The following is a 22,964-nucleotide window of genomic DNA, read 5'->3' on the forward strand; positions in this document are numbered from 1 at the left end:
TGGCGCCGATGCGATCGTATCGAGGCCGTCAAGGCAGGCTACCGCATGTCGTTGGCCACCGCCGGCCTATCTGATCGCCACGCTGTCAGGGCGCACATCGAAGGCAGGCTGAACGAGGGGGTCAAGGTCTACAGGACGCTTCGGCTGCTGATCAGGGATGAAGTTGGCAACCTGCTGATCGCTCAGCGCCATGCTGATGTGTGCCTTCCTCACGCCGGCGGCCTGAGCACGATTGCGTTGTCGCTGTGCTCGATGACGCGGCAGCTCGCAAAGAAAAGAAAGCATTGCTCCATGAGCGTCGACGCACGCAAGGCAGTGCATGTGCCAGCGCTGTCCGCGCGCAGTCATCCCCTGCCGACAGACTTCCTCTACATGAAGTCCGGTCCGGGGCTTGCGAATTTACTAAGATTAATAGTAGCATATCGGCATGAAACCAAACGATGTCGATGCCACTCAGTGTGCCGCCCGCCTGCGCGTGGCGGTCTCCTTCCTCGGCCGACGGTTGCGGCCGAATGCGCAGCGCTCGGGGCTCAGTGCGGCGAAGCTCAGCGTGTTGGGCCAACTCTGGCGCTTCGGCCCGAGCACGCCCAGCGAGCTTGCTGCGCGCGAGGGCGTGAAGCTGCAGACACTGACTCGGCTGCTCGCCGAACTGGAGGCGGAAGAGTGGCTGCTGCGGGAGGCGCACTCCAGTGACGGGCGGCAATCGGTGCTGTCGCTCACCCGGGCGGGTCTGAAGCGCCTGGCCGATGAAGTGCACGAGCGCGAAGCAGCCTTGGCGTCGGTGATCGATGCCGCATTGAGCGGCCATGAGCGTACGCAACTGCTCGATGCCTGCACGCTGCTCGATCGTCTGTGTGAGGCCTACGGCGCTGACGGCGAGCGGAAATCGTGAGCGCGAAGCGTCTACTGTCGCCCGGCATCTGGCGCCATGGGCTACCGCTCGCCGCGGCGGTGCTGCTGGCTTATCTTGTGTCTGTAGGGCTGCGCCTGCCTGAGCCGGTGTGGGCAGTGACTACCGTGCTCATCGTGATGCGGCCGGATACTGGCGCCACGCTCTTGGCCGGCTGGCAGCGCGTGGCCGGGAGCGTGGCTGGCGCGTTGTGCGGGCTCATGGGCGGGTTGGCGATGCATTTCGGCGCGACGGCGCTGCCAACGACGCTGTCCATCGTCGGCACGCTGGCCTTCTTCGGCGCCACCTCGCCTATCTGGCGAAGCGCGCCGATCGCCGCGATGATCGTGCTTGGCGCCGGCGAACTGGCCGGCCACTCGCCACTGTGGGCAGCTGCCTTGCGCCTGGCGCAGGTGGCGCTAGGTATTTCGGTAGCGATGGCCGTATCGCTGGCCGCCGCTCGGACCATCGCCCTTTCTTCGAGGGGGCACTCCTCATGAGCTTGACCAAGCTGCTGCTACTTGCCGTCGTGCCCACCACGGTGTTGGCTTCGCTCATCGAGGCGCTCGTGCTGTCACGCCGTGGCGGCTACGACTGGAAGGCGATGGGCGTGTCACTCATCGACTTGATAGTGCGCAATATCGTGCTGATCGGGCTCCCGCTGTCGATCGCGACACCGGTCGTTCGCTTCGCGTGGGAGCATCGGCTGACGACGCAAACGCTGGACTCATGGCCCGCCTTTGCGCTGCTCTTCATCGGGCAAGAGCTTTGCTACTACTGGTACCACCGCGCATCGCACCGCGTGCGCTGGTTCTGGGCAAATCATTCGGTGCACCACACACCAAACCAGCTAAACCTGTCGGCGGCCTACCGCACCGCCATCTTCGGCAAGCTCGCCGGAAACCTGCTGTTCTTTGTGCCGCTGGTGTGGCTGGGCTTCTCGCAGAAGCTGGTGGCGCTGACGGTGGCGCTGAACCTGTCGTACCAGTTCTGGCTGCATGCTACGTGGATACCCAAGCTTGGCTGGCTGGAATACGTATTCAACACGCCGTCGGCGCACCGCGTACATCACTCCGCCAACCTCGAGTACCTCGATGCCAACTATGGTGGCGTTCTTATCGTCTTTGACCGCCTGTTCGGCACCTACATCGAAGAGCGCGACGAGGTGCCGTGTCGCTACGGCCTGGTGCACCCGCAGACGAGCTACAACCCGCTGCGCGTCGAGTTTGACCAATGGCTCGCGCTCGCCAAGGACGTCGCCCGCGCGCGCGGCATTGAAGCCAGGCTTGGCTACCTGCTGATGCCGCCGGGCTGGCGGCCCGACGGGCCGGGCGAAACGACCGAGGAACTGCGCCACCGCGCGGCTTGACTAGGAGCCTCAGCCGCATCTGAGTTGGTGCAGATCCGAAGACCGGCAAGAAGCAGACGGTGTTTGTCGGGAATCCTGAATTCGTCAGCCCTTGAATCTCACCGCCGTACCATCCTCACCTCCGAGGAATTCGAGGGCCTATATGGGTTGCCGCAGTTCACGCTCGACGACTGCCGCCTCTTCTTCGAGGTCAACCAGCCGGAACGCGGAACCGTCAACGCGTGCGCCGCATCCGCAGCCGTGTACCTTGCCTTGGAACCAGATTAATTCAAGGCCAAGCGACGGTTCTTCGTCTTCGATCCGGCACATATCGTGCAACTTGGCCAACTCGGCCCGAGTCTTCTCACTTCGAATAGCATCCAGCGCGGTCATGGCACTGAACACTGCACAGTGATTGCGGTGGAAGCCTTCTTCTCATGCTCTGGTCCCCATGCAGCCCGTAGTCTTCGTGGTCCTTCAATGAACCGTGTCTCTTCAGCGCCGCGCCCGCTTTCCTGCGCCACCGCCGCAGGGGGAGCTTTCGTGACGAAGCAAGTCCTGGCCGGATGCAACCTTATGTTGCAGCTGATCGCTTGAGTCCGTCGCTGGCGACTGACCCGATACCTGCAAGGAGCATGGTGTATTCGCATCCAGATTGAGGCAAGAAGCATCGTCAAGCACGGGGTGGATCAATTACTTTGAGGCAAGCACCAAAGGATTCACAGGCGTGAGCGCCATGTCCCGCATCAGGAAGCCGATGAGGTTGTCGGTCGCCAGGTCCGCCATGGACCGGCGTGTGGGAACGGTGGCGCTCGCGATGTGAGGTGTCAGCACCACATTCGGCACTGTCAGCAGGTCGGGATGTACCTGGGGCTCGCCCTCGAACACGTCCAGCCCCGCCGCAGCGATCCGCTTGTCGCGCAATGCCGCCGCGAGCGCCGCATCGTCGACGATGCCGCCGCGAGCGATGTTGACGAGCGTCGCCGTCGGCTTCATCAACGCCAGTTCGGCGGCGCCGATCGTGTAATGCGATGCCGACGTGTAGGGCACCACGAGCACGACGTGGTCCGCCGTCTTCAGGAGTTCCTCCTTGGTCGCATAACGGGCCCCGCATTCGGCTTCGAGCTTTGCGTCGAGGCGCGACCGGTTGTGATAGATCACATTCATTCCGAATCCGTGGGCACCGCGCCGCGCAATCCCCTGCCCGATGCGCCCCATGCCAATGATGCCGAGCGTGGAGCCGTGAATCTCGGAGCCGGCGAACATGTCGTAGCTCCACTTCGTCCACTTGCCCGCGCGCAGGAAATGCTCGCTCTCGGCGATGCGCCGGGCGGTCGCCATCAGCAGCGCGAATCCGAAATCTGCCGTGGTCTCGGTCAGCACGTCCGGTGCGTTGGTGCCCAGAACGCCGCGCGCCGTCATCGCGTCGACGTCGAAATTGTTGTAGCCCACCGCCATGTTGGCGCAGATCTTGAGCTCCGGGCAGGCGTCGAGCACTTCGGCATCGATGCGCTCACTAGTGGTGGTAAAGGCACCCTGCTTTCCCTTGAGCTTTTCGATCAGTTGGGCTTTGCTCCAGACCTCGTCGCTCGGGTTGGATTCCACCTCGAAGTGCTCTTGTAGGCGGGCGATGGTTTCGGGAAAGACTGAACGGGTGACGAGAACTTTGAGTTTGCTCATGATCAACGGAAGAAGATGAAGGTGGAGAGGACGAACAGCGGCACCAGAATGGCACCCGACCACAGCATGTAGCCGAAGAAGCTCGGCATGCGCACGCCGCGGCTTTCCGCGATGGCCTTGACCATCAGGTTGGGGGCGTTGCCGCAGCAGGTGTTGGCGCCCATGACGACGGCGCCAGAAAAAATGCCGGCCAGCATGACGGCGTAGATGCTCGGCAGTGCTTGCGGGTCGCCGCCGGCTGTATTGAAGAAGACCAGGTAGGTCGGCGCATTGTCGAGAAACGAGCTCAGGATGCCGGTGGCCCAGAAGTACATCGCCGGGTCCGGCTGGCCCTCAGGCCGCGTCACTGCCGAGACGACGACTCCGAAGGGCCCGTTGGCGCCCGCCTTGAGCATCGCGATTACCGGGATGATGGTCAGGAAGATGCCAGCGAGCAGTTTCGCCACCTCGGCCATCAGCCCCCAGCCGAATTGATTGTCGGCATACCCCGACGGTGCCAGCAGCGGCCTTAAGGCGATCGACAGTGGGATGCCGGTAAGGGGCACGCCCCAGAGCGGCGAAAGGCGTGCGCCGTCGAAATCAACGAAGGCCATTGTCGGGATGGCGTACGTCACATTGCAGGCCGGCGAGTTGCGGCGCAACTGTGACGACGATCGAGCCCGCAAGGGCCCGGTCACGGCGCCGAGCCTGTCGGCCAAGATGCACAGCACTTCTTCGCGCCAGTACTCGGGGAAGCGGCGACGCGTGTTAGAGCCGGCGATACCGAGGACCTCGCTCGCGATCGCGAGCACTCGGTTCTCGAACAAGGTCGTGTGCCGGCATGGTCCATCGATGCGACTCTCGCGTTCGCCAGAAGGCTTGGAAATGATGTGGATGCGCTTCTCGTTGAGGCGAGACGATCTGAGGGCGTCGATGAGGGCACTCTTGATGAAGCGCATCGACCGCATATAGGCCAGTTCCGCATGCTGAATTGGAGCGAGCACAGATGACGCACCTCGTCGCGGATCTGGCCCGCGAATCGGGCGAGATTGATGCTCGGGTTATGGCACTTGAAGCGGTACCCGACGCGGGCGCCGAGGAAGTTGTGAAGCACCACCTGCACCATCGTGAATCTAAAGAAATCAGTATCGAGCAAGCGATAGATAATCATGGTGTGGGCGCGCTTGCCGCGGGATTCTGCGTACGGTCGACTGGCCGGGCGACCCAGGGCGGCTGGTTACTCAAGAGCATTCCCCATCCCCCTCGCGGTCGCGCCGACCGCCGGCGGTCGCAGCTTGTCGCGAGGTGTCAGGTCTGGTTTCGCGAGGGCGGCTTGCCGAACTGACGTTGGATGCCGCGTTCAATGAGCCATTCCTTGTGTCGCGGCAGGGTTGGGTCATCGGCAAGCTCCTCGTAGTAGGGAACCAGCGGCATGAACCAGTCAACGATGCGTCGCAGCTCAGCGATCGGCTCCGACCCGTGGTCGCAGCGCAGGTTGAGTCGCGCCATACCCTTGCGCCCGAAAGTCAGTATCGCCGCGGAGGTCTGGCCCTCCACCTGTCCACCGGCGTCGCGCCCGCCTTCGATCGCCAGCATCAATCGCTCGTCGAAGTTCGCGCCGCGGTTTCCCTCCCAAGCGTCGCAAATGCCGTCAATCGTTCTTTTGCCCGCGAGGCAATTGCCGAAGGCAATAAAATCGGAGCCGACGCGATGTCTCGCCCAGTCCCGGTTGTGTTTGCCCGTAAAGACCGCCATGCCGCCACGTGCGTCAATGACACCGACTTGCCTGTATTCCCAGTTCGCATCCATCTGCGCCATGTCGAAAAGCACCTTCTTGGCCGAGTAGCCGCCTTCGAGCAGCCCCAGCGCGACCTTACCCAGCCGTGGTTCAACCACCGCTTGGTAAGACAATATTCCTGCCTCGACGGCACCAGAAGGCGCGATCCAACCCACAGCCGGAGAGCCGGTCGCAAGGCATATGCCAAAGTCGCCCGATTGTTTGTCGCGTGCAATAATCGTAAACGTCATGAGTATCGCCCCTCGCTATTTGGTAGCCGATATAAAGTAGCCGCGTCCGCGCCGGCCTGCCGAGGAGGTCATCAATGTGCACGTCGCGGCGCAGAGTTTCATCAGGGCGAACATGATTTGTACGACCCGCGATTAGTACGAGTATGTGGCGCCCCATTCATTCTTTCCAATTCGATTTCGAAGGCGTACTAATATGTGCGGCGTATGAGTCAACCACTGGTCGAGCTGCGCCTATGGCGCCAGTTCATCGCCGTCGCCGAATCGCTGCACTTCGGCCGGGCCGCATCGCGCCTGTACATGACGCAGCCACCGCTCACCCAGGCCATCGCCGGCCTCGAGCGGGTGCTGGGTGTGCGTCTCTTCGATCGCACGAAGCGCAGCGTCCAACTCACGGCCGCGGGACAGGCCCTGCTGCCGGAAGCGCGCGAGTTGCTGGCCCGCGCCTTGAGCCTGCCCGCGCATGCGTCCGCCGCCGCCCAAGGTGAGGCCGGCCGATTGCGGCTCGGCTTCGTTTCCACTGTGGGGTTCGGGTCGCTGCCGCAGTGGGTGCGGACCTTCCGTTCCACTTACCCGCGGGTCGAACTCGATCTGGTCGAGTCCACCGGCGACGTTCAACTTCAAAGCCTGGAACGCGGCGACATCGATGCCGGTTTCATGCTGCACTCCCAGGGCTTCGCCCCGACCGGATTGAACCAGCTTCTGGTCGTCAGCGAGCCGCTAGTGCTGGCGCTCCCTGAACAGCACGACCTGGCTATCGCGCGCGCGCCTGCACTGGGGCGTGTGCTCGACGAGCCGCTGGTGATCTTTCCCAGGCGCATCCTGCCCTCGCTGCATGACGCGCTCTTCGGCATGTACCACACGGCCGGGCGCACGCCGCACATCGCCCAGGAGGCGATCCAGATGCAGACCATCGTGAACCTAGTCTCAGCTGGTCTGGGCCTGGCCTGGGTTCCCGCCAGCGTACGCCAGTTCCAGCGGCCGGGGGTCCTATATCGGCAGATCGCAGGCAAGAAAGCCCAGCAGGTGCCGAAGGTCGAAACGAGTCTGGTTTGGCCCTCGACTTTCAATCCGACGCTGGAGCGATTTGTCGAGTTTGTGCGGGGGCATTTGCAGGTCCCTGCACAATAGCCCGCCAGCGCTAAGGCGTGCCCCAAGCGCATCGCCGACAACGTGCGCTGGGTGACGCCAGCACGGCTTCCCCTCCGGCCAGATCTACCGGCCGGGCACCGCCCGGCAATTACCTCGAGGCCTACACCTCGCCTGCCTGGAAGACCCTGCCGACGGAAGCCGGCCTCATGGCCTGCAATGGGTAGGTCGATGTCAACAGGCGCTATTGACGGCTGAACGAGTTCCTGTTGCCGCACCCACTCTTGTCCAAGACAGAAATAGGCGTTGAGCCGTCCCGATGCGGGGGGTAAGAAGTTTGTCGCCAAACAAACTTCCACCCCACTGCCGAGAGGCCCAACGTGAAAGCATCATGCAGCATGTTCAGACAGATACCTGCCGTGCTTCAGGCATCTGTCTGCATGCGGTCAAAGACGTCCTCGGTGCACCATTGGCCGAAGAGCCGGTGCGCTCCGGCGCCATGGCACCAAGCCCTTCACTCAAGGGGGATCTCCTTTTGAGCCCCCTCATCGTCGGTAGCGCTGTACCAGTTTCAAGCCCGAAATCGCATCGCCTTTGCCCAGGTCTGGACTCGCTTGGGGAGCCACTTTCAATCGTGAACTCACGGATCCAGGTATTACTTAGCAGAAATCGGCGGTACAACCTTGTAGCCATTGCGCTCGAGCGTCAGGATTGCTCGCGCAATGGTGTTGGCGTTCGTGAGGTGTGAACCCAGCATAGGCTCTCTCGGCATACCGAGCCACCAGCGGATCTTGGCTCTCCGAGCGTGACCGATACCGGGGATGTTCACGTTGTTCTCGATCGCGTCTCTTACTGCATCCATCGAAGTAGCGCCATAGGCTTCCAACGCCATCACCGTCAGAGAGTCGAGCCCGGCCGCCCACGCAATCGCCTGCTCATCGTGTACTTTCATGTATTCTTTGCCTGTTAGATGGGTAGTCACGCGTTGACCAAACAGTCTTCGCATCACTTTGTAAGGCAGAGTTGCCTTTTGCGCTCTCGACTGTCTTAAAGAGAGTGGAGCCCTAGTTCGGAGCGTAGGCGCACAAGACGAGCGCCGCCTGGTAGGCCGCCCGCCTTGCAGCCTTCGCGTCGTCCAGCAGCTTCTTGTGTAGGACCAGTCGATCGGCTGGCGACTGGAAACTCTGCAGATGAAGCAGGGTGGCTTCAAGGGCAAAGTGCAATGGTTGAGTTATTGAACCAAGGAAGGGGCTTGCTGAGCCATTGCGAGCGTATGAGAGAAGACGGCCAGCGGGGTGTTGAAGCCGGGAGTGGCGCGAGCCCTGGAGTTGAGGCTGTCGGCGATGGCATCGAGATCTTCCGCGCCGTAGACACTCAGATCGGTGCCCTTGGGCTGGTACCCACGCAGGAGGCCGTTGGTGTTCTCGGAGGTGCCGCGCTGCGATGGGCTGTGCGGCCCGCAGAAGTGCACGCGCACGCCGGTGTTGCGGGCGAGCTGCTGGTGACGGCTCATCTCCTTGCCCTGGTCGTAGGTGAAAACGTGGCGCATCGGTGCGGCGATCGAATTGAGCTTGACGGTGAAGCCTGCGAGCGCCGAGACCGCCGTGGCATCTTCCATGCGAGCGAGCAGCACTAGGCGGCTGGAGCGCTCCACCAGCACGCCCACGGAGGACTTGTTGCCCGCCCCCTTGATAGAGTCACCTTTCCAGTGGCCGGGCATCACCCGGTCTTCGGTCTCAGGCGGGCGCAAGTGGATGCTGACCATCTCGGGGATCTGGCCGCGCCGGTCATTGCCGCGCGTGCGCGGCAGGCGCGTGCCATGGCGCGGGCGCAGGCAGGCTATGAGCTGGCGGCGCAGCTCGCCCCTGGGCAGAGCGTAGATCGCGGTGCAGATGGCTTCGTGGGACACGTGGCGTGCGGGCTCGTTGGGGAAGGTGAGGTTCAAGGTAGCGGCAATCAGCTGTGGCGAACACTTCCGGTAGCGCATCGTCAGAACAACACGCCCAGGCGACGCCGCGGATATCGAGCCTAGCCGCCGGGCGCGCGGCGCGCTCACGCACCAGGCGGACCTGCTGTGCGAGATACGAGCCAAAGGCCAATGCCCCACGGTGTTGCGCCCGAGTTCACGGCTGACGGTCGAAGCCGAGCGTTGCAGCGTGCGGGCCCTGGCCCCCAAGCTGCAACCTTGCTGGCGCATGCTGGCGATGGTCATTCGGTCCTCGGGCTGCAGTTGCTGGTAGCTGATTCGGTCTTGCATGGAACACCTCACTTGAAGACGTGTTGCACTTCAGACTTGAGGCCGCCGTGTATGGATTGTTCGAAGGCGTTTTCGAAACCGCACGCAACCCAAGGAGTGGATTGCGATGCCGCTCCAAAGCCAAACGTAGCCGCGGCGCAAACGGCCATCACTCTCGCCGCGCACCCGGAAGCCGGGAAAAGATAGACCGTCGCCTGTTCGGAATATCGCTGAGATCCTGCGGAATCGTCGGTGCGAACGTCACATAGTCCGGGTGGTTGAATGCGTTCTCGAAGCTCCACGCTGCAACCCTGTACCCAGCACTTTCAACGGGCCAGACGGCCACGCATCGGCCCACTTTCAGTTCTTCGGTACAGTGCCGAAGCGCGTCGTCGAGCTTCGTGAAATCTCTGCCCCCCCCACCGGTCGAGTTCGAATTCAAGGTCTTGTTCATCGAACGTCCTTCAATGTCAGCATCGTCACCTCATGAACCGAATACACTCCGGGGCGCACTCATTGATCCACCGTCGCACCCCACGGTTCCAAAACCGCCGGATCGACCAGTGCGGCTCTGCAGCCTCGGCCATTGCAGGGATAGGCGAGGAGCGAGGTGCGAGTCGGCGCCGCACTTCGGCCTCGTGCTCGTGAGCATGACCGCGTGCATGCACGGCGCCACGCAGAGCCTCAGCACGCCATTGACGGGCGCGGGCCAACAGTTCTTCGTCGGGAAGATTCCGCAAATCATTCATGAGGTTGTCGGGATGAATTGTCTCAATGCCTCGATGACAGCGCCGCTTCGGCATGCCGAAGCGGCCATCGGGTCCGCCGATAAGCGCGAACGCTGAAGCCCGCGTCATCGACCGGTAGCCGACAGAGCTCTTTTTCAGCAAATCGGCGACCGCCAAGCATTCGGCATTGCCATCAATACGCGGAGGCGATGACGTCGCGGGTGCACTCAGCGACCCCGTCCGTAGTGGCGCGGGTCCGCGCTGATGCAGACTTCGAAGATGCGCTCACTTCTCTGCCGCCGACATCAGTGCAATCTAAAGCTTCGTTAATGCAGGAAAGGATTTCAACACAGCGGTCTTTCAAGACTACGCCACGTCGAGTGAGCCGAACCTTGCGTGTCGTACGATGAAGCAGGGGCGTTTCAAGCGTCATTTCGAATCGCCTAATGCTCCTGCTCACGCTCGACTTATGCATCTTCAATGCATCGGCTGCCAAAGAAAAACTGGAAAGCGAAGCGACATATGCATAAACGCGGAGATCATTTAGATCGATGATCTTCTCCGCAGTCTGTCTTGTCAGGATAGTGTTCTTCATTTGCGACGCTTCCTCGTAGATTCTTGCCTTTGACCAGACCATCTTTCGTGTACCTCGTGAGATTGCGTCAGGCGGCTGCAAAAAGGTGCCCATACGCAACCAATCGTGTGGACCGAAGCTTTCGCCGTCGAGGTTGAAATAGATGACCGCCACCCGACTTTCGTCGGGTGGCTTTCTAGGCTTCCCACTGAAGTTGACTTACGCCAGCGTCAGATCAGAATGCGTGACGGATGCCGAAGTCGAAGCCATTCGCGCTGGAAGGCGTGTTGCCAGCACCAGAAATGAAGGCAGGCGAGCCACCGGTCGTGATCGCGGCTCCATCCTTGTTGGAGATGTGCGCGTAGGTCGTGTACAGAGCCGTGCGCTTCGACAGGTTGTGCACATAGCCGATGGCGAACTTGCGAGCGCGCGGGTCATTGCCAATGTCGAACTTTGCCTTGACTTGCGAATAGGCAACGCGGATCAGGCCTGGGCCCACGGGCACGGTAGCACCCAGCAGGTAGCCGTCGAGGTCAACCGAGTCGTCGCCGGCGAACACCGGCAGGTCAGCCGTGTTCTTCACGCGCGAGAACTCACCGAAGAGCTTGACCATGCCTAGGTCATACGAAGCACCGAGGTTGAAGGTCTTCGCTTTGGTCGTGTTGCCAGCGATGTCACCAGCGGTGTCCACGCCGTAAGCGATAGCCACGTCCAGGGGACCACTGGCATAGCCGACGCGGCCGCCGATGTACTTGCCAGCTTCCAAGGAAGGCACGCCATCTTGCTTCACGTTTTCAGCAAAGCCGTATTGGAATTGACCGTAGAAGCCGCCGAGGTTTGGGGGCAGGAAGTAACCCACGGTGTTGCTTGCACGCACGTAGTTTGCATCGCTCAGACCAGCGGTGGCCAGAACAGCACTGTGGCCCGAGTAGAGCATGGTCGTGCCAACGCCGTTTGCGCCGAACGGATCGAACACGGTGTCGTTCCAGAACGTCGCGGTGTAGTCACGACCGATCCGCACTTCACCGAAGCCGCCGGACAGGCTTACTGTCGAGCGACGATTGAAGAAACCGGTCAGAGGCTTGGTGGAGTCGCTGTTCACCGAACCACCGGTTGTTCCGTTGTCGCTGCCCAGACCCGCTTCAAGCCAGAAGCCTGCAGCTAGGCCACCACCGAGGTCTTCCGTGCCACGGAAGCCGAGCCGGCTCGTGTTGTAGCCCGCGCTGCTCTGGGCCCACTGGCTTTGCTTGACCGTGCCAGTGGGGGTGTCCGTCTTTGCATCGTAATAGCTCACGCCAGAATCCACCACACCGAACAGGGTGACAGATGACTGTGCCGAGGCAATGCCCGCAACAGCCAAGGCTGCCAGAGCGACTAGAGATTTTTTCATTGCGAGTTTCTCCAAGATTAAACATCGGGCTCCGGTGCGAAAGCGTTCACCGTGACTGGCACATTTGTGCTCCCACCGAACCCAGCAACAACCTCCTCTTAGGAAGTTGTCTCTATTCCATCAGCCCTGTCTCTCAAAGACCGAGACGTTCATGCAAAGTCAGCCATGACTATGCAAACCCAGCCATCGAAGTCGGCACACCGTTGCTGCATGACGACACTGCGGTAGTCCAGTGATAGCGCAGGTCGCCACAGCGACGCGGAGCAACTTCCGCCCTTACCGCGACCGTAGTGCAGAGTGCGCGGCGTCCAAGTTGCGCTGATTGCGTTTCCGCTCGCGGCTGCGCCCCAAAAGATGGCTCCGGAAAGACCGGAAGAACCGAATGGATCCTCGTCAAGACTGCGGCATCCGGGCGCTTCATGATTTGACTGAGGGGTCCCGGGGCCAGTGTCCACGGGGATATCGTTTCAACGATTACGTCGCAGCGTCGTCTCTGATTGACCAGTTCGACCATCCAGAAATGCCATTGCCGAAGTCAATGCGACGGAGCGCCAGCATCGCTAGCCGATGACCGATGACCGATGACCGATGACCGATCTTCGTTGCAATAGAGGCACCTGGTCCGGCTCCATTCCGAGTGGAATGCAGTGTCCTGGATACGCGAGCCCGAACAGCTGTGAAGGCGCACCGGTGGAGCCAACTCGCCCCCCCGCCGGCGAAGGTTCTCGGCGCCGACGCCGTCAGGCCTTGGCCGCCCATTCGTTACGCCGGACCGGAAGCCCCTTCTCCTTCATTTTTCGGGAAAGCGGGTCGCACCTGGCTGCGGTTGCGGACGTGTTCCATGCCATCCTTATCGCTGTCAGCGTATGAGACGCGCTGCCATTCAAGTCAATGACAGGCTGCAGTGACACGATAAGTGGGGATGCCGCGATACCTTCCGGCCTGCTTGCATCTCGGGGCTAATAGAGAGTCAACTCTGCTGCCGTCTTCTTGCACAGGGAGACCTCCGATGTACGCTGTGCAATGATCGATTCGGAGACCTCCGCGTCGCAGCTCTCGAGGAGGAGGTTGGCCACAGTGCTCGAGAACGCCCTCGCGTCCGCTTGCATCTTGGCCGATGAGCCGCGATCAAAGGTATGTGGATTCGTCTCGCTGTCGTTGGCGCGTTTACTCGCGGTAAAGTCCCTTCACATGGTTATTCGAGGACAACCATATCGTACGGCTGAGAGCGGCGACGCATCAATTTCTGGGGCTCGGCACTACAACGCATCCAAGCCAGGCCTTAGGCCGAGCAACTCGACGCTGCGCTTCCGCAGCAACTCGGAGTCACTCTTCAGAGCCCGCCGTAGGCACTCGTCGATGTAGACCCTATCGCTCTGCAGGCGCGAAAGATCGACCCACCAGCCCACGCCAGCCATGAGCCATTTGAAGTCGACCAGATTGAGGAAGAGGTCGTCTACTTCCGGGCCCCTCGTGTCTGTCGCATTCATATAGTTCGCCTCCTGCTAAGCTCAGCCGAGTTGAAGTTTGTCGCGAATCTTAGATCCGCAAGCTTGCGCGGAGACGTACTATCCTGAGTAAGACAAGTACGGCACCTTTGAACTCTCATAAACACGCTCACATCAACTCCACTCGCACGGAAGAACCGCTTTGGCTTGTGAGCTCACGGATCGAGGTCCATTGTCGCGTCACTTCAATGCGGGTCGATCCGCAGGGTCTGTCGCATCTTGCTTGGCGCAACGCGATACCAGTATTTGAACCTGCGACTGAAGTTGGTTGGATCTGCGTATCCCAGCTGCGCTGCGATTGCTTCGATCGACAACTCGGTATGTTGCAGATACCAAGTGGCGTGGAGTTTGCGCAAGTCATCTTTGATATCAGAGTATGTGAGACCGGACTCCTCGAGCCTTCGTACTAGCGTGCGAGCCGACATCCCGAAGTCCACGGCAAGCTCGCTCACGCCCGGGTTAGTCATCAACCGATCAAGGAGGGCGTGCCGCACACGCTGAGCAAACTCACCTTGTCGTAACTCCGCCTCCCGTCTCTGGCAAGCTTGTGCAGCGCCCAAAAACATCTTCGCGTCTGCGGAGGCGCAAGGCAAACGAAGTAACTCCGCTGGCAAATGGAATGACAAATATTGCTGATCAAATGTCACCTTTCGGACGTAGCGAAGACACGGGACATCGTTGTCAGCTGGGCGTGAGTACGGCAATCCGACAGTGAGTTCGTCGGCAGGCCGCCCCAACATGGCGTCGAGCAGGCGGCAATGCGCGCTAAGAATTGTCTGCATGACAAAGACATGAGTTTCACATAGCGGGCGCAACGGTTTGACCTTGAGGGCGCTCCATCGAGGCCCGTTCTCTATCAGGAATTCCACTCCACCAAAAATCAAACTAGCGTACCGGCTCAGAAATTCGAGGCCCCGGCCCAGATTGTCACTTGTCACAGCTGCAATCCCGACCTGCGTGTGATATGGCTGGAGCATCGACCCTGCAATCAGGCCCAGCGCGGGCTCATTACTGCAATGAATTGCGTGCGCGACAAATCGACGAAAGATCGAGAAGTCCACCATATGCCGACCGTCGCAAAGATCCTGCCAAGCCAATCCCGCGGTAGAAATCACACTTGACGGTCTTACGCCAAGACTATTCAAACAGTCCAAGATGCTTCGGATATAAACCGGATGCGCAAACGGTATAGCGGCCTCGTCCTTGATATTCATAGTTCATCGGTGTCGAGCAATCCCAGCCTGACAACCGTCAGTTGCAATGCTTGCCTTTGCCAGCATGGGGTCCCTGAGCGGGAAGAATTCACTGATGACATCACTGAAGACATCACTGAAGACATCATCACAAAGCTGTCCCGATTTCAATCCTTATTCGTCATTGCCCGGAACTCGTCTTGCATCTAACGCCGCCCGCCAATGGCGACGTCCCGCATATCTTTCTCCTCGGACGCTCTGCCCTCGTAACCCGAAGAAGAGTTCTCGCCGTTCTCGGTCTGCAAAGTATGTGGTGATTGATTCATTCTTGCCAATTGATTTTGAAGCCCTATTAATATGTTGTGTGTATGAACCGACTCTTGATCGAGCTGCGCCTGTGGCGCCATGTCATCGCCATCGCCGACTCGCTACCCGTCGGTCAGTGGCGTCGTCGGCTCGACACACGGTACGTTGCGCGTCACCCTGCGCGGCGCCGACAAGTCGGTGCGTTACACCTCATCCTCGGAGTTAGGCGACTCGTGGAGGGAGCGTGTCTGGCTCCTCGGCTGCGGCACGCCTCCCGGGATAGCGCTTTCAAGTCATAGGATCGCGCCGCCCTCCCCTGCGGCATTGCGCACTGACCCTGGGGTCCCGCCGCCACAATCATTTCCCAAGAACCACTCGCCGCGAATCCTCGCGAGCGCCTCTGCGAAAGACCCGAAACCGTGCGATTCATGATCTGATCTCCCGTCGTGGCGCGGGACGTGAGGATATGAGGCGGATTTCAGTCACGCGCTTAAGCGCTCGATCTACAAGAAGAGGTGACGCAGGTCCTCAGGGATCGGCATTGGCTTCAACGCACTGACGCGGGCTCTCCCAGTATTGCCACGCGGAACCCACAGCCTCGAGAACAAGACCGCGGCGAGCATCCGAGAGATCTGGCCGATGGTTTCGCGGTAGTCGCCCCGGCGCAGCCCTGCCACCAACATCATCCAGTGAACATAGGCGTGGCGGATCGTCATCCGCTGTGCCAGCACATGTGCCCGTTCGAGGTGAACGAAACACAGGTCGTAGTTTCGGCATACCAGTGCCAGGCGAGCCGATAGAACTTCTGTGCGATACGCGTTGACCACAACACTTCCTCCGAGGCAGCGAAGGCGACATGTCTTCACTACCGCGGACTCTCATCGGTGACACCGTCGAAAGACAGCGAGTTGCGATCAACCGTCGGATTCGATCCGGCAACGGTTCGGAACGTCGATCGAACGGTCGAACGGTCGAACGGTCGATACACATGACCGACAGCCATGCTGCCGATTCAGCTTGGATGGTCGATCGGCCAATCCTTGGTGACATCCGCTGGTCGAGAACTGTTGGCGGTTGAGAAGCGGTAACCCGACCCGGCATGCGGTGCGCTGCAACCTTTCGGTCGATACGCGCGACCGTTCCGGCATCCGAGCAAGCAGTTCGTCTCAAATGCCTGTCGAGGCGATGCTGTTGCGACGAAAGTCCACCCATCGAAGACATTCCGTCGTCGATACACCCAAAGGAAACTCATCATGAACGACACGAAGCAAGATCCCTGCCGCTGTGCCACTTGCCCTGGCGCTGCCTGCACCTGTGGATGCCAACAGCCTGCCGGACAACAGGCCTGCGCCTGCGGCCCGCAGTGCAAGTGCGGCCCTGCATGCGCCTGCCCAAAGACTTGAGTCGAGTTTCCTCCGGCCTTTGATGTCGTCGCTCGGAGGCAACGGCTTGTTCAATCCACCGGGCGGCCGGTTGAGTGCCGCTCAACGCTTCCAGAAACGAACGTTGGAGGTAGCAAATGAAGATAGTAGTCCTGGCATTTCTCGGCGGCATCGTTGGTGCCGCGCTCATGGACATCACCGAAACGTATGCAGCCAGGATCGGTATCACGAGCGGCGTGAAAGTTGCCTTGATTGGCCGTTGGTTTATCGGCTTGACGCGTGGGAAACTTGGCCATGCCAACATCCTCAAGTCCGAGCCTCTGCCTAATGAGGTGGCCATAGGCTGGGCATTTCACCTGCTTGTCGGCGGTGGCAGCGTGGCGCTCCTCTATCCGGTCTTCTTTCAAACTTCAGGTATCGCGCTACCCGCCAGTCACCTGTTTGGTGGCGTGCTCTTCGGCTTGGTTACATCACTGTTCCCGTGGTTCGTTCTTCTGCCTTCCTTCGGCTGGGGCACGTTCGGGCGGCGCGGGCCGCGCGGCTCGAATGCTCTGCTCGCGAGCATGGTTTCCCATATCCCCTACGGGTTTGGGGTTGGCGCTGTGATCGCGGCGGGCTCGAATCTCTAGCGGTCCACCGAGCCATCCGAACAGGACAAGCCAAGAGGCGCATTACGAAACCCCGACCGTTCGGTCGAATGAATCGACAGCTCGTGGCCCGCATGTCCCAGGGCTCGCTCTACGATACGTGGGCGCCGAGGCGAAATCAGGGCGTGCAGGCGTCTGCGGCCGTGTCCCGCGCCTCGAGCAGCAGTCGCCGGCCTTGCGGGCGCAGCGTGACGCGCCGCTTGCCGTCGCCATTTGCAGCGCGCTCCACCAGCCCGGTCTTCTCCAGCGGCAGCAGCCGTAGCAGCAGGTGCGAGGCAGGCGTGCGCAAGGTACGCGCGAGCTCCGTCGCGGGCACAGCGCCGTCGGCGGCATCCAGAACCGTCAGCAGCACGAAGTCGGCCCATGAAAGGCCGTGATGGGTGCCGAGTTCGGCGTCGAGCGTGAACACCAAGGCCGCGTGCTCCAGGTGCCGGTCAACGCAAGCTTGCAGGGCTTCTTCGCTCATGGCGTCAGCCCTTGCAGTTCGCGGTGGATCTGCTCCAGCGCTTTCAGTTCGCTCGCGTAGTCGAAACCCTCATCCTCGCGTTCCTTCACCAGCTCCAGCACCTCGAAGGCAAGTCCGTCCACGCCGCTGCGTTTCCACGCAGCCTGCAGCTCGCGGTCCGCGTGCTTGCCCATGCGCAGTTCGAAGCGAGTGCGATTCAGCGCCGCGTGTACGTTGCGGCTCGCGCCGAGCAGCAGGTGACCGCTCGCGCGGTCGCGGATTGCGTAGATGCCCATGGGCGGGAAGGTGTCACGCGCCTGGCGCGCGGCCACCCGCCGCGCCGAGCGCGACGCCTGGTTGGCGGAAGAGTCCATCTTTCTTTTCCTTGTGACAGTAATAGAGGCCGTGCAGCACGAGCATGGCCAGGAAGGCTGCAGGACAGGCCCAGAACACGCCTGCCAGGCCGAAGCGCGCTTCCAGCGCTACGGCAACTGGCAATTCGACGCCAACGATCGCAGCCATGCTCAGGAGCGCTGGCACCAGCGCCGCGCCGCTCGCGCGCATCGCGCCCACCAGCACGTTGCTCCATCCGAGCAGCGCCACGCTCCAGGCGACGGTGCGCACGATGGTGACCGCCTGCTCCAGCACGGGCCCGGGTCCCAGGAACACGCGCAGCGCGAACGGCGCGAGCAGGTGCGCAGCCACGACGAACAGTGCGGTGACCACGGCGTTCAAGCGCAGCCCCGTACCCACGATCGCCGGCAGCCTTTCGCGCCGCCCCGCGCCGACTGCGTGCGCGCTGAAGATCGCCGCGGCAATGCCTAGGCTCATTGCCGGGAACTGCACCCAGCTCAGGACCTGCGTCGCCGCACCATAGGCGGCGGTCGCGGTCGACCCATGACGGTTCACCAAGCCTAGTAGTACGATCTCAGCAAGCGCCATCGCCAGCATCTGCAATGCGGCCGGCAGGCCGATGCGGAGCATGCGTTTAGCGATGACCGCACTCGGCTTGCAGTCCTGCCACCCGGCGCCAGGGGCGAGCGGATGGCCGTCCCGACGCCACCGCCGGATCAACACGGTAAGCGCGGCCAGCTGTGCGACGAGCGCCGAGACTGCCACGCCAGCCGCACCCAAAGGCGTGCCCGCCACGAGCAGCGGCGTGCACACCGCGCCCACCAGCGTCGCGGCCAGCAAGGACCACATCGGCGAGATCGCGTCGCCGGTGCCGCGGCTCAGGGAAAGGGCCGCCCACGCGACGAACACGAAGGGCATCACCAGCAACATGGCGCGCGCATAGCGGATCGCGGCCGGCAAGATGTCCGGCGGCGTGCCGAGAGCTTGCATCAACCACGGCGCAGACCACGCACCGGCCACAGCGACCGCAAGCCCGACGCCAAGCGCAGCCACGAAGGCCGTCGCACCCACGCGCCGCACCTGCGACGCATCACGCGCGCCCCATGCTTGTCCCGCAAGGATGGTCGCGCCGGCGCCCAGCCCGATGATCAGCGACAGCAGCAAGAAGAACACTGGAAAGAACGACGCGGCCGTCGCGATGCCGCGCACGCCTAGCAGACGCCCGAGCCAGAAGCCATCGAGCAGTCCGCCCGCGCTTTGCAGCGCGTGCGTCAGGATAAGGGGTGTCAGCAGCGCAAGGTAGTGCGTGCGCAGCGTCGGCGCCGGTCCGGCGGGGGCTGTCGTTTCTCGCTCGTTCATCAGGGCTCCTGTGGATCGCGGGCGTGCGTGTGCCCGCAGCGCTGCGGCCCGGAGCCGCGCGCTGGTTGCAAAAAAGAGAAAGAGGTCCGGCTTAGCCGGGCGCAGGTTCGGCGAGCTGCAGCACGTACGCCCGCACGTCTTCCGGCCATCTGCGCCACCAGCCGCTCGTGGTCGCCGGCGAACAGCGCCCGCGATGCTTCCTCGAAGCCGGCGAGGTTGCCGGCCAGCGTGGACATGGCGTGATACGCGCGGTCGCGCGCCTGGCGCTTCCGGTCCCGGTCGCCGCCGTTGCGCCGCGCTTCGTGCACAAGCTTGCGCAAGGCCACGGAGGCGCCGCCCGGTTGCGCGGCGAGCCAGTCCCAGCGCTCCGGCAACAGCGTCACTTCCCGCGCGACCACGCCGAGCTTGGGGCGACTGCGGCCCCTGGGCTGCTGGGTCGCGCAGCCGCGGTATAACGTGCCGCGACGGCTTCCTCGCCTCCGCGCAGGTCCAGGTCGGTAGACTGGCCGCTGACTGGCATTGCTGAAGACCAGCGGGTGCCCTTCGGGTTGCGCCTGCCGCGCCCGCAGTACGACCACGGCGACCTCGTGCAAGGGACCGGTGGTGAGGCGGCGCCCCTCCAGGAAAGCGGTGTAGGTGAGAGGCATGGCTTGGTCATGTCGCCAATTCTATCCGGGTTAAATCAATCAGTCAATAACACCCGGGTAAAACATCAACTTGCCGGGCCGGGATTTCCACGAGCACAGCCGCACAGCCTGCGCCGTCTTGCGCGCGCCGCCGCGGGCTCCACCGCAAAGCGCTCGCAGGACGCAATGGCTTCTGCCAAGCGCGCGGGTCACGCCCCAGCGCCCCGCTTCGTAACATGCGGTCTCAGTTGGACGCGGAAATTTTCGGCGGTTTGGGAGCAGACCCCCTACTTGCTTCTACGAACTCGGGGGGAGCCGTGGCAGGGTACGCGCAACCGCCTGTCGAGGCGACGAGATCGCCGTGGCCACTCTAGGCGGGGCGTGGCTTCATATGACCGACCGTCAGCCCAGGATTTCAGGATTGACGGGCGTGAGCGGCCTCAATGCGTTCGGACCGAATCCGAGGGCGGCGACCAGGTTGTCCGCCGCGAGTTCCGCCATTGCAATTCGCGTACGGACCGATGCACAGCCGATGTGCGGCGTGACGACAATGTTGGGCACGGCGAGCAATTCCTTGTGAATCCTCGGCTCGCCTTCAAAGACATCGAGGCCGGCTGCGGCAATCGTTCCTGTCCACAAGGCCGCCGCGAGCGCGGCGTCATCGACGATTCCTCCGCGAGAAATATTGACCAACGTCGCGCTTCGCTTCATCTGCGCGAGTTCGCCCGCGCCGATGGCGTGATGCGTCTCCGTCGAGTAAGGCAGGACGATGATCAAGTGGTCGGCCCGGCTCAGCAGCGTGGTTTTGTCGACGTATTCCGCGCGCAATTCGGCCTCATCCCCAGCGGAGAGCCGGCTGCGATCGTGATAGATGACGTGCATGCCAAAGCCCAGCGCCCCTCGCCGCGAGATGGCGCGCCCTATGCGGCCCATTCCCAAGATTCCGAGTGTGGTGCTGTGAACGTCGCCGCTGTCGAACTGGTTGTGGAAGCCGCTGCGGGTCCACTCGCCACGACGCACGAATCTGTCTGCCTCAGCCACGCGCCGCGCCGCGGCCATCATCAGGGCGAATGCGAGGTCCGCGGTACTCTCCGTCACCACGTTCGGGGTGTTGGTGACCAGGATGCCGCGCGCGGTGCAGGCAGCGACGTCGATGTTGTTGTACCCCACGCCGATGTTGCAGACCGCCCTCAGTTGCGGGCACGCGGCGAGCAAGCCTTCATCGATCGCGTCACTGGGCGTGGTGAGGACGCCGGCCACGCCCTGCAGCCGGTGCACGAACTCGTCGCGACTCCAGATGTCGTCGCTCGGGTTATCGATCACCTTGACGTACTGGCGCAAACGATCCGTGATGTCGGAAAAGGTCGAACGCGTGACGAGAACAGAGGTTGCCATGGGTATAGATCTGGGTTGGGTGGCGAGGTGAGGTCGGGCGATCAGCGAGCGCGGGGCGCGAGGGCGTCTCGCAACCCGTTTCCGAACAGGTTGACGGCGAGCACGAGAACGATGATCGCGACGCCGGCGGAATTCGCGATCCACGGTGCGGCGAACAAGCGATCACGTCCTTCCGCCAACACGTTGCCCCACGTGGGTGCAGGCTGCGGAACGCCGAGGCCAAGGAACGATAGTGCCGTCTCCTGCAGGATCATCTGCGCGACCTGGAGAGTGGCCAGCACGATGATGACCGGAATGAACTGGGGCAGGATGTGCCGACGGAGGATGTAGGCGTCGCTCGCACCATAGGAGACCGCCGCCTCGACGAAGGGCCGGCTCCGCATCGAGCGCGTCATGCCGTAGATGACACGCGCGTAGATCATCCATTGCGAAACCCCCAGAACGAGGATGATGTTCAGCACTCCGCCCCCCATTGCAGCGACGACCACGATGGCCAGCAGAATCTGCGGGAAGGCCGAGTGGGCGTCCGCGAACCGCATGATCATCAACTCGGACTTGCCTCCCTTGTATCCCGCTACCATCCCCGCGGCTACGCCAACGCAGCACGAAAGCAGCATAGAAGCCGTAGCAATGAGGAGCGACACCCTCGAGCCGTAGATCAGCCTCGACAAGACGTCGCGCCCGTAGTTGTCCGTGCCCAGGAGGTGCGCCCAAGTGCCGTCGGTCTCCCACACTGGCGGTCGCAACCGTACCAGCAGGTCCTGCGCGAGAGGGTCATGGGGAGCGAGCCAGTTTGCGAACACCGCGATGAACACGATGACGACGATCACGCCGGCACCTGCCAGCAGCTTCATGTTGAGGTTGCCCGGAGTTCGGCGCATGGCTAGCTTTCGATGCGCGGATCGATGACCGCTTGGAGAAGGTCAATGGCGAGATTGACCACGATGATGATGGCGCTAATAAGCATGACGGCGGCGATCACGACAGGAACGTCCCGAGAAAAGACGCCCTTGATCATCAGTCTGCCGATGCCGGGCCAGCCGAAGATCGTCTCCGTCAGGATCGAACCTGCCATCAGGGTGCCGAGTTGGACACCCACGAAACTGACCATCGGCCCCAGAGCATTGGGAAGCACATGCAGCAGGAGCACCCGCATACGGGACAAACCCTTTGCGCGAGCGGTCGTGATGAACTGCTCGTTCAGCACGTCGAGCACGGCCGTCCGGGTCACCAGGAGAAATCCGGGAATCAGGACTGCGCTCAATGTCAGCGTCGGCAGGACCAGGTGCCGCAACTCCTCGCTCCCCGAGGTCGGCAGCCACCGCAGCTTGAGCGCGAAGACCTGGATCAGCACGATACCCAGCCAGAAACTGGGCATCGACTGCCCGATGCCCGCGAAGAAGGTGATCAGCGCATCCGGCCATCTGTCCCGCCACACCGCGGTCACGAGTCCACCGACAAGTCCTGCCACCAACGTGACGGCCATCGCCGCGCCGATCAATCGCAGTGTCGGACCGATCGCACCGCTCAAGGCGTCGAGCGCTGGCCCGCCGTACTGCAGCGAATCCCCGAAATCTCCCGAGAGCATGTCCTTCAGGTAGATGCCGTACTGCACGACCAACGGCTGGTCGAGATGGAGTTTCGTCGTCAGCGCCACCACCTGCTCGGGCGTCCGATTCACATCGAGATAGCTGGCGACCGGATCCCCCGTGCCGCGCAGAAACGCGAACGTGACGAAACTGACGAACACGAGAGTGAAGAGCGCTAGGAAAAGTCTGCGGGCGATCGCTGTGAACACGTGGCCTCCGGCT

25 protein-coding genes and 2 pseudogenes are annotated in these 22,964 nt (G+C 62.1%); 7 read left to right on the forward strand and 20 right to left on the reverse strand.

Annotated features, from left to right (window positions below; genetic code table 11):
• The first annotated feature begins 427 nt into the window (after positions 1 to 427).
• From AC1DNF_RS25385 to AC1DNF_RS25395, 3 genes are read left to right on the forward strand one after another with little or no spacing between them, the layout of a single operon-like run.
• Positions 428 to 892, forward strand: a complete 465-nt coding sequence (locus AC1DNF_RS25385) for a MarR family winged helix-turn-helix transcriptional regulator (RefSeq protein WP_478151415.1) — start codon at positions 428 to 430, stop codon at positions 890 to 892.
• Entirely contained in the window at positions 889 to 1,389 is a 501-nt protein-coding gene (locus tag AC1DNF_RS25390; RefSeq protein ID WP_478151416.1) for an FUSC family protein, read from the forward strand. Before AC1DNF_RS25385 ends, AC1DNF_RS25390 begins: the two co-directional genes overlap by 4 nt.
• On the forward strand, positions 1,386 to 2,258 hold the full coding sequence (locus AC1DNF_RS25395; RefSeq protein WP_478151417.1) for a sterol desaturase family protein: 873 nt from the start codon (positions 1,386 to 1,388) through the stop codon (positions 2,256 to 2,258). The genes AC1DNF_RS25390 and AC1DNF_RS25395 overlap by 4 nt, the downstream gene beginning before the upstream one ends.
• Before the next feature lie 138 nt (positions 2,259 to 2,396).
• Here the strand turns inward: AC1DNF_RS25395 and AC1DNF_RS25400 are convergent, their stop codons facing one another.
• The 4 genes and pseudogenes from AC1DNF_RS25400 to AC1DNF_RS25415 form a co-directional block, all read right to left on the reverse strand.
• Entirely contained in the window at positions 2,397 to 2,630 is a 234-nt protein-coding gene (locus AC1DNF_RS25400) for a hypothetical protein (protein ID WP_478151418.1), read from the reverse strand.
• A 300-nt stretch (positions 2,631 to 2,930) separates the two neighbouring features.
• Entirely contained in the window at positions 2,931 to 3,917 is a 987-nt protein-coding gene (locus AC1DNF_RS25405; RefSeq protein WP_478151419.1) for a 2-hydroxyacid dehydrogenase, read from the reverse strand.
• 2 nt (positions 3,918 to 3,919) lie between these two features.
• Positions 3,920 to 4,402 (reverse strand): annotated as a pseudogene (locus AC1DNF_RS25410) (sodium:proton antiporter); the annotation flags it as partial.
• Positions 4,403 to 4,594: 192 nt separating this feature from the next.
• A pseudogene (locus AC1DNF_RS25415) lies at positions 4,595 to 5,022 on the reverse strand (beta/alpha barrel domain-containing protein); the annotation flags it as partial.
• Between AC1DNF_RS25415 and AC1DNF_RS25420 the strand changes: the two are divergent.
• Positions 4,903 to 5,241, forward strand: coding sequence for a hypothetical protein (locus AC1DNF_RS25420; protein WP_478151462.1), 339 nt, complete (start codon positions 4,903 to 4,905; stop codon positions 5,239 to 5,241). The pseudogene AC1DNF_RS25415 and the gene AC1DNF_RS25420 overlap by 120 nt on opposite strands.
• Here AC1DNF_RS25420 and AC1DNF_RS25425 read toward each other — a convergent pair.
• Entirely contained in the window at positions 5,205 to 5,924 is a 720-nt protein-coding gene (locus AC1DNF_RS25425; RefSeq protein WP_478151420.1) for a DUF1028 domain-containing protein, read from the reverse strand. The two genes, AC1DNF_RS25420 and AC1DNF_RS25425, sit on opposite strands and share 37 nt — an antisense overlap.
• Positions 5,925 to 6,128: 204 nt before the next feature.
• On the opposite strand from AC1DNF_RS25425, the gene AC1DNF_RS25430 reads away from it, so the two are divergent.
• Positions 6,129 to 7,052, forward strand: a complete 924-nt coding sequence (locus AC1DNF_RS25430; RefSeq protein WP_478151421.1) for a LysR family transcriptional regulator — start codon at positions 6,129 to 6,131, stop codon at positions 7,050 to 7,052.
• Positions 7,053 to 7,665: 613 nt separating this feature from the next.
• Here AC1DNF_RS25430 and AC1DNF_RS25435 read toward each other — a convergent pair.
• The 3 genes from AC1DNF_RS25435 to AC1DNF_RS25445 all read right to left on the reverse strand — a co-directional run bounded on the left by AC1DNF_RS25435 (position 7,666) and on the right by AC1DNF_RS25445 (position 9,700).
• Positions 7,666 to 7,962, reverse strand: coding sequence for a hypothetical protein (locus AC1DNF_RS25435; RefSeq protein ID WP_478151422.1), 297 nt, complete (start codon positions 7,960 to 7,962; stop codon positions 7,666 to 7,668).
• A 279-nt stretch (positions 7,963 to 8,241) separates the two neighbouring features.
• Positions 8,242 to 9,267 carry an IS30 family transposase gene (locus AC1DNF_RS25440; protein ID WP_478151423.1) on the reverse strand — a complete coding sequence of 342 codons (1,026 nt, stop codon included), beginning with the start codon at positions 9,265 to 9,267 and terminating at the stop codon, positions 8,242 to 8,244.
• A gap of 148 nt (positions 9,268 to 9,415) precedes the next feature.
• Entirely contained in the window at positions 9,416 to 9,700 is a 285-nt protein-coding gene (locus AC1DNF_RS25445) for a hypothetical protein (protein WP_478151424.1), read from the reverse strand.
• 190 nt (positions 9,701 to 9,890) lie between these two features.
• On the opposite strand from AC1DNF_RS25445, the gene AC1DNF_RS25450 reads away from it, so the two are divergent.
• Positions 9,891 to 10,091, forward strand: coding sequence for a hypothetical protein (locus tag AC1DNF_RS25450; protein WP_478151425.1), 201 nt, complete (start codon positions 9,891 to 9,893; stop codon positions 10,089 to 10,091).
• Positions 10,092 to 10,167: 76 nt separating this feature from the next.
• Here AC1DNF_RS25450 and AC1DNF_RS25455 read toward each other — a convergent pair whose 3' ends face one another.
• The 5 genes from AC1DNF_RS25455 to AC1DNF_RS25475 all read right to left on the reverse strand — a co-directional run bounded on the left by AC1DNF_RS25455 (position 10,168) and on the right by AC1DNF_RS25475 (position 15,772).
• Positions 10,168 to 10,722 (reverse strand): LysR family transcriptional regulator, encoded by a 555-nt coding sequence (locus AC1DNF_RS25455; RefSeq protein ID WP_478151426.1) that lies wholly within the window; start codon positions 10,720 to 10,722, stop codon positions 10,168 to 10,170.
• A 61-nt stretch (positions 10,723 to 10,783) separates the two neighbouring features.
• Positions 10,784 to 11,938, reverse strand: a complete 1,155-nt coding sequence (locus tag AC1DNF_RS25460; RefSeq protein WP_478151427.1) for a porin — start codon at positions 11,936 to 11,938, stop codon at positions 10,784 to 10,786.
• A 1,259-nt stretch (positions 11,939 to 13,197) separates the two neighbouring features.
• Complete coding sequence (locus AC1DNF_RS25465; RefSeq protein ID WP_478151428.1) at positions 13,198 to 13,428, reverse strand: hypothetical protein; 231 nt, start codon at positions 13,426 to 13,428, stop codon at positions 13,198 to 13,200.
• Between the two features lie 203 nt (positions 13,429 to 13,631).
• Positions 13,632 to 14,660, reverse strand: coding sequence for an AraC family transcriptional regulator (locus AC1DNF_RS25470; protein WP_478151429.1), 1,029 nt, complete (start codon positions 14,658 to 14,660; stop codon positions 13,632 to 13,634).
• Between the two features lie 788 nt (positions 14,661 to 15,448).
• The gene (locus AC1DNF_RS25475; protein WP_478151431.1) at positions 15,449 to 15,772 is read right to left on the reverse strand and encodes a DUF3703 domain-containing protein; all 324 of its coding nucleotides are present in this window, start codon (positions 15,770 to 15,772) and stop codon (positions 15,449 to 15,451) included.
• Between the two features lie 692 nt (positions 15,773 to 16,464).
• Here AC1DNF_RS25475 and AC1DNF_RS25480 point away from each other — a divergent pair.
• Positions 16,465 to 16,956 (forward strand): DUF2938 family protein, encoded by a 492-nt coding sequence (locus tag AC1DNF_RS25480; RefSeq protein ID WP_478151432.1) that lies wholly within the window; start codon positions 16,465 to 16,467, stop codon positions 16,954 to 16,956.
• A gap of 136 nt (positions 16,957 to 17,092) precedes the next feature.
• Here the strand turns inward: AC1DNF_RS25480 and AC1DNF_RS25485 are convergent, their stop codons facing one another.
• From AC1DNF_RS25485 to AC1DNF_RS25515, 7 genes are all read right to left on the reverse strand, one after another.
• Positions 17,093 to 17,440, reverse strand: coding sequence for an AsnC family transcriptional regulator (locus tag AC1DNF_RS25485; RefSeq protein ID WP_478151433.1), 348 nt, complete (start codon positions 17,438 to 17,440; stop codon positions 17,093 to 17,095).
• The gene (locus tag AC1DNF_RS25490; RefSeq protein WP_478151434.1) at positions 17,437 to 17,793 is read right to left on the reverse strand and encodes a GIY-YIG nuclease family protein; all 357 of its coding nucleotides are present in this window, start codon (positions 17,791 to 17,793) and stop codon (positions 17,437 to 17,439) included. Before AC1DNF_RS25490 ends, AC1DNF_RS25485 begins: the two co-directional genes overlap by 4 nt.
• Entirely contained in the window at positions 17,729 to 19,132 is a 1,404-nt protein-coding gene (locus AC1DNF_RS25495) for an MATE family efflux transporter (protein ID WP_478151435.1), read from the reverse strand. Before AC1DNF_RS25495 ends, AC1DNF_RS25490 begins: the two co-directional genes overlap by 65 nt.
• Positions 19,132 to 19,779, reverse strand: a complete 648-nt coding sequence (locus AC1DNF_RS25500; protein WP_478151436.1) for a DUF2239 family protein — start codon at positions 19,777 to 19,779, stop codon at positions 19,132 to 19,134. The genes AC1DNF_RS25495 and AC1DNF_RS25500 overlap by 1 nt, the downstream gene beginning before the upstream one ends.
• Before the next feature lie 381 nt (positions 19,780 to 20,160).
• The gene (locus AC1DNF_RS25505; protein ID WP_478151461.1) at positions 20,161 to 21,153 is read right to left on the reverse strand and encodes a 2-hydroxyacid dehydrogenase; all 993 of its coding nucleotides are present in this window, start codon (positions 21,151 to 21,153) and stop codon (positions 20,161 to 20,163) included.
• Between the two features lie 41 nt (positions 21,154 to 21,194).
• Positions 21,195 to 22,007 carry an ABC transporter permease gene (locus AC1DNF_RS25510; protein WP_478151437.1) on the reverse strand — a complete coding sequence of 271 codons (813 nt, stop codon included), beginning with the start codon at positions 22,005 to 22,007 and terminating at the stop codon, positions 21,195 to 21,197.
• A 29-nt stretch (positions 22,008 to 22,036) separates the two neighbouring features.
• A complete protein-coding gene (locus AC1DNF_RS25515) occupies positions 22,037 to 22,951 on the reverse strand; it encodes an ABC transporter permease (protein ID WP_478151438.1) in 915 nt (304 codons plus the stop codon).
• Between the last annotated feature and the right edge of the window lie 13 nt (positions 22,952 to 22,964).

Source organism: Variovorax sp. 01T432 (assembly GCF_056398605.1).